The 13623-nt window shown below is 75.4% G+C and carries 11 protein-coding genes; all 11 read right to left on the bottom strand.

Annotation, left to right across the window (positions count from 1 at the left end):
- Positions 1 to 62 precede the first annotated feature (62 nt).
- The 11 genes from ACFYOS_RS00355 to ACFYOS_RS00405 all read right to left on the bottom strand — a co-directional run bounded on the left by ACFYOS_RS00355 (position 63) and on the right by ACFYOS_RS00405 (position 13570).
- The gene (locus ACFYOS_RS00355; protein ID WP_387134252.1) at positions 63 to 3593 is read right to left on the bottom strand and encodes an SCO7613 C-terminal domain-containing membrane protein; all 3531 of its coding nucleotides are present in this window, start codon (positions 3591 to 3593) and stop codon (positions 63 to 65) included.
- A gap of 47 nt (positions 3594 to 3640) precedes the next feature.
- On the bottom strand, positions 3641 to 3961 hold the full coding sequence (cutA, locus tag ACFYOS_RS00360; protein ID WP_387134255.1) for a divalent-cation tolerance protein CutA: 321 nt from the start codon (positions 3959 to 3961) through the stop codon (positions 3641 to 3643).
- Positions 3962 to 3970: 9 nt separating this feature from the next.
- The gene (locus tag ACFYOS_RS00365) at positions 3971 to 5017 is read right to left on the bottom strand and encodes a 1-acyl-sn-glycerol-3-phosphate acyltransferase (protein WP_387134258.1); all 1047 of its coding nucleotides are present in this window, start codon (positions 5015 to 5017) and stop codon (positions 3971 to 3973) included.
- Positions 5017 to 5850 (bottom strand): patatin-like phospholipase family protein, encoded by an 834-nt coding sequence (locus ACFYOS_RS00370; protein ID WP_387134261.1) that lies wholly within the window; start codon positions 5848 to 5850, stop codon positions 5017 to 5019. The genes ACFYOS_RS00365 and ACFYOS_RS00370 overlap by 1 nt, the downstream gene beginning before the upstream one ends.
- Positions 5851 to 5973: 123 nt before the next feature.
- Positions 5974 to 7092, bottom strand: coding sequence for a glycosyltransferase family 4 protein (locus ACFYOS_RS00375; protein WP_387134264.1), 1119 nt, complete (start codon positions 7090 to 7092; stop codon positions 5974 to 5976).
- 88 nt (positions 7093 to 7180) lie between these two features.
- The gene (locus ACFYOS_RS00380; RefSeq protein WP_387134267.1) at positions 7181 to 7849 is read right to left on the bottom strand and encodes a BON domain-containing protein; all 669 of its coding nucleotides are present in this window, start codon (positions 7847 to 7849) and stop codon (positions 7181 to 7183) included.
- A 347-nt stretch (positions 7850 to 8196) separates the two neighbouring features.
- Positions 8197 to 9729: a S1C family serine protease gene (locus tag ACFYOS_RS00385; RefSeq protein WP_387134270.1), complete on the bottom strand. Its 1533-nt coding sequence runs from the start codon at positions 9727 to 9729 to the stop codon at positions 8197 to 8199.
- 62 nt (positions 9730 to 9791) lie between these two features.
- Entirely contained in the window at positions 9792 to 11339 is a 1548-nt protein-coding gene (locus tag ACFYOS_RS00390; protein WP_387134273.1) for an ATP-binding protein, read from the bottom strand.
- Positions 11336 to 12037, bottom strand: a complete 702-nt coding sequence (locus ACFYOS_RS00395) for a response regulator transcription factor (protein WP_046571468.1) — start codon at positions 12035 to 12037, stop codon at positions 11336 to 11338. Before ACFYOS_RS00395 ends, ACFYOS_RS00390 begins: the two co-directional genes overlap by 4 nt.
- Positions 12038 to 12110: 73 nt before the next feature.
- Positions 12111 to 12737, bottom strand: a complete 627-nt coding sequence (locus ACFYOS_RS00400; protein WP_387134276.1) for a PadR family transcriptional regulator — start codon at positions 12735 to 12737, stop codon at positions 12111 to 12113.
- On the bottom strand, positions 12734 to 13570 hold the full coding sequence (locus ACFYOS_RS00405; protein ID WP_387134279.1) for a DUF4097 domain-containing protein: 837 nt from the start codon (positions 13568 to 13570) through the stop codon (positions 12734 to 12736). Before ACFYOS_RS00405 ends, ACFYOS_RS00400 begins: the two co-directional genes overlap by 4 nt.
- Positions 13571 to 13623 lie beyond the last annotated feature (53 nt).

Consider the following 13623-nt stretch of genomic DNA (forward strand, 5'->3'; position numbering starts at 1 on the left):
TCTGGTCGGGACGGTCGCTCTGGGTAATCCTGGCAGCCCCCCAGTCGGGGGTGGTGTTTTCCCTACCCCATCCGGCCGACGAGGGTGCGCAGCCGGGCCAGGTCGCGGCGGCGCCGCTCGTAGGTGGCGGCCAGCCCGATCAGCGCCAGCCCGCCCAGCCCCAGGAAGATCCACCGGGGCAGCAGGTCCCAGCCGCGGGCCAGCTCGTGCAGCGCGAGCGGCACCAGCGTGGCCGCGCCCAGCACGACGGGCGCCTGCCAGCGCCGGGTCGCGCCGCCGAGCACCACGGTGAGCGCGACCACGCCGAGCGCCAGCCGGCGCCACGGCTGCGGGTCCGGCGCCGCCACCACCGAGACCAGGCTGGGCAGCAGCGCCGCCGCCAGCCCCGGGCCGAGCGCGAGCCAGCTGTTCAGGTCGGGCCGGGTTCGCAGCGCCACCAGGCCTGCGGCAAGGGCGAGCGCCGCCGCCGGCGCCGTGTAAGCCTCCAGCACCACCACCCCGCCGGCAGCCAGCAGGAGCCAGCCGCCGAGCAGTTCGCTGCCGCCCGCGACGGCGGCCAGGACGCGCCGCCGGGACGGCGACTCGCCCTGCCGGAGCACCCGTACCGCCACGACCGCGCCCCACAGCGCGCAGACCGCCGCCGCGTGCCGGAGCCAGCCGCCGGCGAGCAGCAACGCCAGCACCGCAACCGCCTGCGCCGCCGCCTCCAGCGCCGCCGCCCCGTTCCCCGTCATCCCCGCGCGGGCCGGTGCCGCCGTACCGGCCTCCCGGGCGCGCAGCAGCGGTACGGCGTGCAGGACCAGCGCCGCCACCGCCAGCACCGCGAAGGCGGCGGCACGCAGCGGCAGCCCGGCGGCCAGCGGCGCGGTCACCGCGAAGCCGGTGCCCGCCGCCACGGCCGCCAGCCAGCCGGTGAGCCGGGCACCGGCGTACCGCCCGGCCGCTCCCACGACGACCCCGGCGACGACCAGCACGCCCAGCCCGGCGAGCGTCCCGGCCCGGGTGGCGGACAGCCCGCCCAGCCCGGGCAGGGTGAGCACCAGCCCCAACGCCAGGGTCACCGGGAGCAGCGGCGGGCGCGGCGCGGCGAGCGCGGCCACCAGCAGCGCGCCCAGTCCGGCGCCGAACACCACGGCCGGCACCACCGGCCAGGGCGCGCCGGCCCCCGCCAGCAGCATCGGCACGGCGACCGCGCCGAACGGCAGCGCGGCGAGTGCGGGCAGCCGCCGCCCGCCGGACGCGATCCGGGCGTACGCCGCGGCGGCGACCCCGAGCAGCAGCAGCGTCAGCCCGGCGCGGGTCGCGCCCGGCGCCGATACCCCGGCGGGCACCCCGAACCAGGGCCGGACCGGCAGCTCCAGCAGCATCTCGAGAATCGCCGGGGCGGCGCCGAGCAGCGCCAGCCCGGCCAGCCCGGCGCCGGCCACCCGGGGGGCGAGGGCCGGGCGGGCACCCGCACCGGCGGCCACTGCCAGCAGCGCGCCCGCCGCAGCGTAGAGCGACAGCGGCTCGCCACCCCGCAGGACCAGCGGCGTGACGGCCACCGCGGCGAGCGCGACGGCGAAGCCGGTCGAGGCGTACCCGTGCAGGTCGGGCCAGCGTCGACGGACGGCGAGGAGGGCGACCACCAGCACCGCGACGGCGGCGGACGCGCCCCGGAGCTGCCACCACGAGGGCGCACCGAAGCCGAGCAGCGCCGCCCCCACCGCCGCCGGCACGGCGAACAGCGCGGCGCCCAGCGCCACCCCGGCGACGGCCGGCTGCGCGCCCGCACCCCGCCGGCCCCGCGCCGCCGCCAGCAGGCCGACGGCGGCGACGACCGCCCAACCGACCCCCGTCCCGGCCGGCTCGGCGCGGGCGACCAGCAGGGCGTGTCCGAACACCAGCGCGGCGGCGAGCGCGGGCGCCAGCACGGTCACGTACCGCGGGCGCGGCCGGAGCACGGCACCCAGCAGTAGCGCGGTGGCCGCGACCAGGTCAGCCGCCATCACCACCGGCCACGGCGTGGCCGTGACGGCCGGCGCGGCCAGTACGGCCAGCGCCCCGCCGACCACCCAGACCACCGCCCGGGCGGTCCGGGGCACGTGCAGCGCCACCGCACCGGCGGTGAGCAGCACGGCCACCGGGAGCTGCCAGCCCCAGGACGGGGCGGCGACGGGTTCCGCCCCCTGCCAGGCCGGGACCGCGGCGAGCGCGGTGGCGCCCGCGACGACCAGGGTGAGGACCGTGGCGGGCGGGCCCAGCCCCACCGCCACCACCAACGCGCCCACCCGCGGCCCGGTCCGCAGCCGCTCCGGCACCGCCCGCACCGCTCCGGCCAGCCCGGCCACCACCAGCCCGGCGGCGACCAGCAGCAGCCCCGGGTGCAGCTCGGCAACCGGCCGGACCAGCGCGGTGGCCAGCACCGGCACCAGCAGCCCGGCGGCGACCGCCCGGTAGGTACGGCCGCCGGCCGCCAGCGCCCCGGCGAACAGGGCCAGCGCCACCAGCAGCAGCGGACCGCCGGCCAGCAGCGGGGTACCGGCGGCCCGCCCCAGGACCAGCGGCACCAGCGCGCAGCCGGCCGCCACGGCCAGCCCGACCCCGTGCCCGACCCAGCCGAGCACCCGCCCGGCCAGCGCCGCCGCCGGCGCTCCGCTCCCGGTGGGCACACCGTTCCCGGCGGGCACCTCGTTCCCGACCGCCACGGACGGCGCGGACGGCGCGGGCGCTCCGGTCCGGTCCCGGGCCTCGTCGCCCACCCGCGACGTGACCCGGTTCCGCAGGACGACCACCACCACGAGGTCGCCCAGCGCCAGCCCGGTGAAGACCAGCGCCCAGCCGGCGGCGGACGGCTCCGCCGCCACCGCGGCCAGCGGCAGCACCGGCTGGGCGATCAGCAGCGCCGCGAACCACGGCACGGTGAGCCGGCTCAGCCGCGCGTACCCGGCCGCGACCGCCGCGCCGATCCCCCCGACCAGCGCGGCGTAGCGGCTCCCCGGCCAGCCGGCCACCCCGAACAGGTCCACCGACCAGGCGGCGTACCCGTCGAGCAGCACCAGCAGCAACCCCACCGCGGCGAACGTCTCGGCGGTGCCCCGCAGCCCGCGCCAACGGGCCACCAGCGGCGCGGCCAGGGTGAGCGCGGTGACGGCGAGGAGGATCAGCGCCCGCCCGGCCACCCCGAACGTGGACCAGGCGACGGCGGTGAAGACCACCGCCGCGGTGCCGAGCAGCAGTCCACCGAGGACGAAGAGGAGGCCCTGCACGGCGCGGGCCGAGGTCTCCGCCCCGCCGGGCCGTACCGCGGGGGCCGGCAGCGCGGGCACCGGCGGTGCCGGTGACACCGATCCGGCCGGGCGCGGCGGCGGGATCTCCCACCGGATCCGGGCGACCATCTCCGCCCGGCGCCGGACCGCCGCATCGAGCCGGGCCGTCAGGCCCTGGTACGCGACCCGGGCCTGCTCCACCTGCGGCGCGAGCGTGGCGATCTCCCGGTCCAGCCGGATCACCTCGGCGGCCGGCGGGTACGGCGGGCGACCGCAGCCGGGGCAGCCGGCGGCGAGGTCGGCGGGGGTGCCGCAGCCGGGGCAGGGGTAGCCGGTGTTCTCCACCCCACCAGCATCGGTACCGCGGGCAAGGGGGAACAGAGTAGGCGTACCTATGGGCGGGTCTGGTCGTGCACCCAGGCCGCGTAGTCGGGGTTGCCGCTCTCCACCCGGGACACGAGGATCTCCGGCACCTCGTACGGGTGGTTGGCGCGGATCTGGTCGACCAGGGCGATCACCCGGTCGGGCGCGGTCTTGAACTGCACCGACCATTCGGTCGTGGTCTGGATCGCGGACTGCCACCAGTAGGTGCTGTCCACCTGCCCGCCGACCTGGGCACACGCCGCCAGGCGTCCGGCGACGGCCGCGGCGGCCAGGACGTCGGCGACCGCACGCGCGTCCACCACCGTCGTCACCACGCAGATCTGCTCCACCAGCGCACCCTACGCAACTTCGGGCCGGGGCGGGTCAGCCGCGGCCACCCCGTCCCGGTTGGCGGCGATCCACCGGTCGATCCGCGTCCACCAGTCGAAGAGCCAGTCGATGCGTTCCTGCCTCCCGGTCGGGATCTCCTCCGGCGGCACCGACCAGAAGCGCATCACGATCCGCTTGTCCATCGGCAGCTCCCGCCACACGTCGGTGACGGTGAGCATCCGGTCCAGCCCGGTGTGCGCCACGAAGACGACCCCGGCGTCGGGGGCGGCGTCCAGGGCGGCGAGCAGGCCGCCCGGCTGCGGGGCCAGCACGTGCTGCATCCGCTCGGCGCGCAACGCCATCCGTTCCAGGCCGAGCGCGCGTAGCCGGGCGATGGCCCGCAGCCGTCGGCCGGGGGTGAAGTTGCCGCCCTCCGGGAAGATCACGAACGCGTCGTTGTCGTCCAGGTCAATGGCGAGGTGGCCGATCTGCCGGATCGCCGATTCCCGACCGTCGGGGCCGGGCGCGATGAACCGGTTGGGCAGCCGGTTGAGCAGGACGTCGATCGCCGGGTCCCACTGGAGGCTCTCCTTGAGCACGATCCGGGGCTCCCGGTGGAACCAGTTCACCAGCGCATGGATCAGGATGAACGAGTCGCCGGGCCCGGCGTGCCGGCAGAGCACCAGCTCCGGGCGGCCGGGCAGCGCGGTGTCCGGATCGGCGCCGACCACGTCGATGCGCAGCCGCAGCGTCCACCGGGCCTGCCAGAAGAACACCCGCAGGAAGCGCCCGGCGAGGAGGTAGTGCGCCCGCTGGAAGAACGGTGACCGCTTGCGCGCCCCGAAGCCCGAGGCCAGCCAGAGCGCGAAGAGGGCGAGCAGCGCGGCCGCGTCCCAGACCAGGTAGACCGTGCCGATCCAGAGCAGCCGCAGCGGCCGCAGCCGCCCGGGCACCAGGGGCGAGGCGGCCAGCGCCAGCAGTCCCCAGCCGGGCAGCGTGGTCAGCACCGCGACGGCGAGCAGGACCACGCCGGGGGCCAGCAGCAACCGGCGTACCCACCGGGGTGGCAGCGGCATCAGTGCTCCAACTGGGTGTCCAGGTAGCGACGGGAGGCGGTGTACGCGCGGCTGATCCGCCGCCCCACGGCCGCCATGTCGCGGTACGCCCACGGGCTGTCCTCGCGCGGCCCCGGGCCGCCGGTGGGGAGCACGTGCACCTCCACGTCCTCGGGCAGGGCCGCCATCTCCCGGGCGAACCGGTGCCGCCGGGCGATCTCGAACGCCACCTGGGCGATCTCCCAGGGACGGCGGGGCGGGGACAGCTCGCGCTCGATGCGGCCCACCTGGAGGACGAAGATCTGCTTCGCACCGGCGGCGACCGCCTCCCCGACCGGGATCGAGTTGACCACCCCGCCGTCGATGTAGTGCTGGCCGTGGATCTGGGCGGGCGGCAGCAGCCCGGGCACCGAGGCCGAGGCGAGCACCGCCGGCACCAACGGACCACTGTGGAACCAGTGCTCGGCGGCGCGCTCGATGTTCGCCGCGCAGCAGCGGAACGGCACCTTCAGGTCGGCGAACGTGGTCTCCTCGCCCAGCTCGTTCTCCAGCAGCCTGCGCAACGGCCGGGGCGAGTGCAGGTGGGTACGCGCGGCGAAGCGCCGCAGCTGCCGGGCGACCGAGTCGCCGTAAACCTCGCTGGCCTCGGGCGAGGCCCAGAGCCGGACCAGCCGGTCGGTGACCGCCTCGGTCGGGTCGGCGGCGACCAGGGCCCCGTTGACCGCGCCGATCGAGGTGCCGAGCACCATGTCGGGCCGGATCCGGGCCCGGAACAGGGCACGCAGCATGCCCACCTCGACCGCGCCCAGCACTCCCCCGCCGCCGAGCACGAACGCCACCGGACCGCCTGCCATGCCGTTCATCCTGGCACGGGTCCGGAAGGCGGCCCGGCGCAGCCGGGCGGGCCGACCGCCGTGCTCACCGAGGGCGACCGGCACGCTGCGCCCCGTCGACCACCGAACGGCCGGCGTGGTGGGTCAGCGGGTGGCGACCCCGGCGGTCTCCCGTGGTCCGGGGTGCCGGGCGCGCGCGGCCAGGAAACTCCGGAACACGGACTCGTAGCCGAGGGCCATCCGCTCCACGGAGAAGTTCTCCGCGACGTGCGCCACGCAGTCGGCCGGGTCGAGGCGGCTCGACTCGCGCAGCGCCATCGGCAGCTCCTCAGGATGGTCGCAGACCAGCCCGGTCAGCCCCGGGCGGACCAGCTCCGGCACCGCTCCCCGGCGCAGCGCCACCACTGGCGTGCCGGTCGCCATCGCCTCCACCATCACCATGCCGAACGGCTCGTCCCACTGGATCGGCATGATGAGGCAGCGGGCGTCGAGCAGGAGCTGCATGGTCCGCTCCCGGTCGGCGTTGAGGACCAGCGTCACGTCCTCGTCCAGCAACGGCTCGACCACCTGCTCGAAGTAGCGGCGTTCGGCCGGCTCGTTGCACTTGCCGGCCAGGGTGAGCGGCAGGCCGGCCGCCCGGCAGGCACGGATCGCCACGTCCGGGCCCTTGTCGGGGCTGAACCGGGCGAGCCAGAGCACCGGCCCCCCGCCCGGGGCTCGCTTGCGCGGGAACTCCCGCAGCAGCATCGCGTTGTGCACCGTCCCCACCCAGGGCAGGTCCGGGTTGGACCGGCGCTGGGCGTGCGAGATGGCGACGAGGCCCACCCCGTGGTCGGTGTTGCTGAGCACGGTGCCGTACTCCCCCACCGGGTTGCCGTGCACGGTGGCCACGGTGGGCACCCTGCGTCGACCGGCGACCAGCGGGCCGATGGTGGTGTGGTCGTGGATGACGTCGAAGTCGTCGGGGGAGATGAGGTTGCTGACGTGGGCCAGGTGGGCCAGCTCGGGCAGCGCCTCGCCGAGCCGGTCGTACTGGAGGTCCGCGCAGGTGGAGACGTAGTCGGCCGCGGTGCCGTGGTCCGGGCCGGCACCGAAGACCGTCACCGCGTGGCCGCGGTCGACCAGCGCGTTCAGCAGCCCGGCCACCACCTGCTCCAGGCCGCCGTAGCCGGGTGGCGGCACCGACAGCCAGGGCGGGACCACCGTGGCGATCCGCAGCGGCCGGGCCCGCGAGCGATCCGACGGCAGGTGATTCACGGCCACGAGTCCTCCCCGATGGTCCCTGGCAATCGTGATCGTCGGCGCTTTCCCGGCGTACCGGTCGGCAAACAGGCCGGCAATGCCCGGCGGCTCAGCCGGTCACCACGATCCGGTCGTGGACCTCGCGGACGCCCGGGGTCGCCCAGGCGGCCCGTTCCGCCTCCTCCCGCTGCCACCAGGAGCGGACCACCCCGTCGAGCACCACCGTGTCCCCGGCGACCCCTACCCGGATCCGTTCCGTGCCGGTCCGCCGGAAAAGCACCCGTTGCAGGTCGCGGCGGTTCTGCTCGTCGCTGGACGGGGTGGGCGGACGCACCTCGACGAGGTTGGTCACCCCCCGTACGCCGCGCAGCCGGCGCAACTCCCGCTCGGCCGTACGCCGCTGGAAGCCGTACTCCACCTCGCCGCGGAGCATGACCCAGCCGTCGGCGACCGTCACGTCCAGCCGCTCGGCGGGGACGAAGCTGTCCCACTCCAGGGCCCGGCTGGCCGCGATGGCGATGTCCGCGTCGGTGCGCTCCTCGGCGGCCGGCAGCAGCACCTCGAGGTCGCTGGCGACGGCGCGGACCCCGCGCACCCGGTGGGTGCAGCGCTCGGCCGCCCAGCGCCGGGCGTAGCTGTCCACCTGGCCGGTCAGCGTGACCACGCCGTCGGCGACGGTCACCCCGATCTCGGTCGGCCGGGTCTGCGCGTCCCAGTCGAGCTCGGCGAGCACGTCCCGCTGGATCTCCTGGTCGGTACGGACGGCGGCGGTGGTCATGACGTCCCCTCCCGTGCGGTTCCGCGTCCCTGAAGGGTCCCGCCGGACGGGGTGAGCCCGACTCACCCGGACCGGGTGAGACACGGAAATGGGCGGGGGGGGGGGGGGCGGCCCCCCCCCCCGGCCGCCCCCCCCCCCCCCCGGCCGGCGGGGGGGGGGCCGGGCCGCCCCGGGGGGGGGGGCCGCTCCCGGGTGGCCCTCCATATAAAAAGGGGCGCGGGGCGGGGGGGGGGGGGCCCCCCCGCGGGGGGGGGGGGGGGGGGGGGTTTGTGGGGGGGGGCGGCCCGCCCCCCCCCCCCCGCCGCCCCCCCCCCCCCCCGCCCGTGGAGGAGGCAGGTCCGTAGTCGTTACGACGTCTCGGCGAGCGTCACGGTTGCCGTCTGGGTCGCACCGTTCCGCTTGAACTGCACCTGGACCCGGTCACCGACCTTGCCGGTCTGGACGGCACCGACCAGGTCGTTGGAGTCGTTGATCACCTTGTCGCCGAACTTGGTGATCACGTCGCCCCGCTGGAGGCCGGCCTTCTCGGCGGCGCTGCCCGAAGCGACGTCGGCGACCAGCGCCCCGCCGTCCTCCGCGGCGTTCACGCTGACCCCGAGGGAGGGGTGGCTGATCTTCTCGCCGCGCTGGAGCTTCTCGGCGACGTCCTTGGCCTTGTTGCTCGGGATGGCGAAGCCGACCCCGATGTTGCCGTTGCTGCCCTGCCCGGCGGTGGCGATCGCGGTGTTGATGCCGATCACCTCGCCGCGGGTGTTGACCAGCGCGCCACCGGAGTTGCCCGGGTTGATCGGAGCGTCGGTCTGGAGCAGGCCGGAGATCGAGCTGGCGCCCTGCCGCGGGTCCTGCTGCTGCTGGCCGCCCTCGCCGGCCTGGATGGTGCGGTCGCGGGCACTCAGGATGCCGGCCGTGACCGAACCCTGCAGGCCGAGCGGGCTGCCCAGGGCAAGCACCTGGTCGCCGACCTGCATGGCGTCGCTGTCGCCGAACTTGGCCGCCTTGAGGTCGCTCACCCCGCTGGCCTTGACCACGCCCAGGTCGGTCTTCGGGTCGGTGCCGACGATCTTCGCCTGGGCGGTCTTGCCGTCGGCGAAGACGACCTTCACGGTGTCGCCGCTGGCGGAGGCGACCACGTGGTTGTTGGTCAGCACGTACCCGTCGGCGCTGAGGATCACCCCGGAGCCCTCACCGCTGTCCGTCATGATCGTGACGATGCTGTCCTGCACGGAGGCCGCGATCTTCGGCAGGTCGGCGCTGTTGATCACCGGGGCCGCCGTGTAGGTACGGGTGACGGTGGTGTGCCCGCCCACGGCGAGCGCGAGGGCACCGCCGGCCACGCCGGAGCCGAGCATCAGGGCCAGCGCCAGGGCACCCGCGCCGACGAACTTGCCCGCCCGGCTCGGCCGGGCCGGCTGGTGCTGCGGGCCCCACGGCGGGACCGGCGCGCCGGGCTGGAGCGGCTGCCCGCCGGGGTACGGCTGGTAGGGCGGGACCGGCCCGCCGCCGTGCGACTGGTAGCCACCCTGGTGCGCCCAGCCGCCCTGCTGCTGACCTCCGTACCAGTGCTGCTGCGGCTGGTACGGCGGCGCGGACGGGGTGGCCGGCGGCGGCGCGTACGGGCTGACGGGCTGGGTCGGCAGCTCGGCGTGGCCGGCGTCGAAGGCGGCCGGCGCGGCGTGGGTTCCGGCGGCCGGGGAGTCGGCCGGAACCGGCGCGGCGGCCGGGCTGGCGGGGGCCTGCGGCTGCCCGTCGGCGGTGCGCGGCAGCTCGGTGGTGGAGTCCGACTGCCCGGTTCCGGTGCTGGGCAGCTCGGCGGTGGGGTGCGACGGCTGGGCGTCGGCGGGAGCCGGCGACCGCTGCGGGTCGGTCTCGTGGTCGGTCATGGATCCACCTTCCCCTCTGGCACTGCGACCAGCCTGGAACGTGCCTGAATGTTTTCTGAAAGTCACTCGCCCGAGTCGGGCGTCTCCGGCAGCAGCGGCAACTTGACCCGGAACGTGGCCCCGCCGCCCGGCGTCTCGGCCACCTCGACGGTGCCGTGGTGGGCGGAGACCAGCGCCGCGACGATGGCCAGCCCGAGCCCGGTGCTGGTCGGCCCGCCGGGCCGCCGGGTCCGGGCGGCGTCCACCCGGTAGAACCGCTCGAAGACCCGCTCGGCCTGCTCCACGGTGAGCCCCGGGCCGGTGTCCGCCACCTCCACCACGGCCAGGTTGCCCGGCTCGACGCGCAGCCGCAGGGTCACCGCGGCGTCCGGCGGGGTGTGGGTGAGCGCGTTGGTCATCAGGTTGCCGATCACCTGGCGCAGCCGGGCGTCGTCGCCGAGCACCACCAGCGCGCCGGCCCCGGGCTCGACCTCCAACTCGATCCGGCGCTCCGGGTCGACCGCCCGGGCCGCCTGGACCGCGTCGGAAGCCAGCACCGGCAGCTCCACCGGCGCCAGGGTGATCGGCCGCTCGCGGTCCATCCGGGCCAGCAGCAGCAGGTCCTCCACCAGCAGCCCCATCCGGGCCGCCTCGTCCTCGATCCGGCGCAGCAGGCCGGCGGTCTGCTCGGGCTGGCGGGCCGCACCCTGCCGGTAGAGCTCGGCGAAGCCCCGGATGGTGGTCAGCGGGGTGCGCAGCTCGTGCGAGGCGTCCGCGATGAACTGCCGCATCCGCTCCTCGGAGCGGCGGGCCCGGGCCTCGGACGCCTGGGCCGCCGCGGCCGCGTCCCGGGCGCTCACCTCCGCGCTGCGGGCCGCCGCCTCGGACGTCGCCCGGGCGGTGAAGGCCGCCTCGATCTGGGCCAGCATCGCGTTCAGCGCGCGGGAGAGCCGGCCCAGCTCGGAGGTCGGGCAGGCCCGACCCTCCTCCGGGTCGGGCACCCGCCGGGTCAGGTCACCGCCGGCGATGGCCGCCGCGGTCCGCTCGATCTCCACGAGCGGCTTGAGACTGGTACGCACGATGCCCGCACCCACCGAGGCCAGGATGATCAGCACCGCGCCACCGACCAGCAAATCGATCCAGGCGAGCTGCTTGACCGCCAGGTCGACGTCGGTCAACTGCTCGCCAATCGCGGCCATTTGGCCGTTGGGCAGCTGGGTGTAGAGGATCCGCCAGCGGACGGAACTGTCCCGGGCCCGGACCGTGTGGGGCCCGCCCGCCAGCTGTTGGAAGCCCGAAGCGCTGTCGGGCCAGTTGGGCAGGTCCCGTTGCTGGAAGCGGGTGTTGTCGTAGGCGACGCCCCGGATTCCTCCGGTGTTCGGATCGGTCAGCACGACCAGGTAGTCGCTGGGCAGCGTAGTAGGGCCGGCCGACGGGATCGACTCGATCCGGCTCACTGAGTCGCGCAGCTCGGTGTCGATCTGACTGACCAGGTAGTTGTGCAGGAAGTAGGCGGTGAACACGCTGATCACGACCAGCGCACCGGCCACCAGGGCGAGGACGGCGGCGACCAGCTTGACCCGGAGCGGGATGGAGCGCAGCCAGCCCTTCGCGTCGTGGACGACGTTCACGCCGCGGGCTTGCGCAGCACGTACCCGACGCCGCGCAGCGTGTGGATCAGCCGCGGCTGGGTGTTGTCGACCTTGCGCCGAAGGTAGGAGATGTAGGACTCGACGATGTTGTCGTCGCCCCGGAAGTCGTAGTTCCAGACGTGGTCGAGGATCTGCGCCTTGGAGAGCACCCGGTTGGCGTTGAGCATCAGGTAGCGCAGCAGCTTGAACTCGGTCGGCGAGAGCTGCACCCGCTGGCCGGCCCGGTGCACCTCGTGGGTCTCCTCGTCCAGCTCCAGATCGGCGAAGGTGAGCCGGGAGGGGGCGTGCTCACCGGTGGCGGTACGCCGCAGCACCGCCCGGATCCGGGCGGTCAACTCCTCCAGGCTGAACGGCTTGGTGACGTAGTCGTCTCCGCCCAGGGTGAGCCCACGGATCTTGTCGTCGGTGGCGTCGCGCGCGGTCAGGAAGACCACCGGGGTGCGGGTGCCACCCTCGCGCAGCATCCGGATGACCTCGAAGCCGTCCAGGTCGGGCAGCATCACGTCGAGGACGACCAGGTCGGGCCGGTGGTCCTTGGCGGCGTTCAGGGCTGCGCTGCCGCTGGTCGCGGTGGCGACGTCGAAGCCCGCGAACCGCAGGCTCGCGGAGAGCAGTTCGAGGATGTTCGGATCGTCCTCGACGACGAGCAGTCTCGCCTCGGTCTGGGTAGCCACCATGCGCCCCATCATCCGCGCACTGGCTGCGGTCGCGCTGGGTGGATCCTGGAAACAAGCTGTGAGCCGGGCCGGCTCAGCGGAGCAGCCGGCGTAGCCCGTCCAGCGCCCCGTCCAGCAGCCGGATGGCCGTCCGGAGCTGGGTGTCGGTGAGTCGGCCGGCCCGGACCAGCGCGCCGACCTCGACGGTGAACGCGGCGAGCCGCTGGTCGAACTCGGCGAGCAGGGGCGACTCGGCGGACGGGGCCGGGCCGCCGTTGGCGCGGGCGGGACGGATCGGCGGTGGCGGCGGTTCCCAGCGGGTCCGCCGGGTCTGCCGGGCCGCCTCGCGCAGCTCCCGCTTCAGGTCGCGGACCGAGCCGCGTACCTCGGTCTGGATCTCCCCGGCCAGGGCGGAGAGGTCCTCGACGGAGGCGGTGATGTCGGATTCCAGGGTGGCCAGCTCACCGGCGCGCTGCCGCAACTCGGCGCCGCCCGCCTCGGTGATCTCGTACACCTTGCGGCCGCCGGCGGCGGTGTGGGTGACCAGCCCCTCGACCTCGAGGCGTTGCAGCCGGGGGTAGATGGTGCCGGCGCTCGGCGCGTAGAGCCCGAGGAAGCGATCCTCCAGCAGCCGGATCAGCTCGTAGCCGTGCTTGGGGCCGTCATCGAGGAGCTTGAGCAGGTAGAGCCGCAGCCGCCCGTGACTGAACACGGCGGTCACGGCAGCTCCTCCAGGTCGTCGGCATCCTCGACGGGCCGGGCGAGCAGCGCGATGCTGCCGGAGGTCGCGGACGCCCAGAGCTTACCTTCGCCCGCGCCGAGGACCCCGTGGCTGTCCTTTACCGCGCCGAACCCGGGGCCGCCGCCCACCTGCGGGAACCCGCTGGTGATCCGGCCGGAGGTGGTGTGCAGGTGGACGGTGAGGTCGCTGTCCTCGCGGACCCGGACGGTGATGCTGCCGGAGATGGCGCTGAGCCGGATCTCGCTGCCCTTCGGGTTGTCCAGATCGCAGGTGATCGACCCGGAGATCGCGTGGGCGCGCACCCGCTCGGGCGCGCTGTCGGCGAGGATCAGCTCGCCGGAGACGGTCTCCAGGTTCAGGTCGCCGGCCACGCCGAGCGCCTCCACCGGCCCCGAGGTGACCTTCGCGCTGGTGCGACCGCGCAGCCCCATCAGGGTGACCTGGCCGGAGATGACGTCGACCCGGGTGTCCCGGCGAAGGCCGGAGGCGACCAGCGAGCCGTCCACCAGTTGCAGGTCGGCCAGCACGTCGGCGGGCACGGCGATCGAGACCTCGGCCCGGAACCGGCGGCCGAGCTGGCCGAGCCACCAGAGCACTCCCGGCCAGCGGGGTGGCCGCTCGTGGCCGACGCTCAGCCGGCCGTCCCGCAGCTCGACCAGGACCGGCCGGCGGCTCACCCGGGTGACGTCGACCCGGGCCGGGCCGTCGGTGCCGACCACGTTGAGCCGGCCGCTGATCAGGCGTACGTCCAGCCGGGTGACCGGGCCGTCCAGGGTCAGCCGCTGGGGGCTGTCGACCGTCCAGCTGGTCATGGCGTCCTCCCCTCGGTGACGTGCGACCTACGGCACGTCTCGTGACGGGAGAA

Origin of the sequence: Micromonospora sp. NPDC005806, assembly GCF_042871425.1 — a bacterium.
Classification (GTDB): Bacteria; Actinomycetota; Actinomycetes; order Mycobacteriales; family Micromonosporaceae; genus Micromonospora.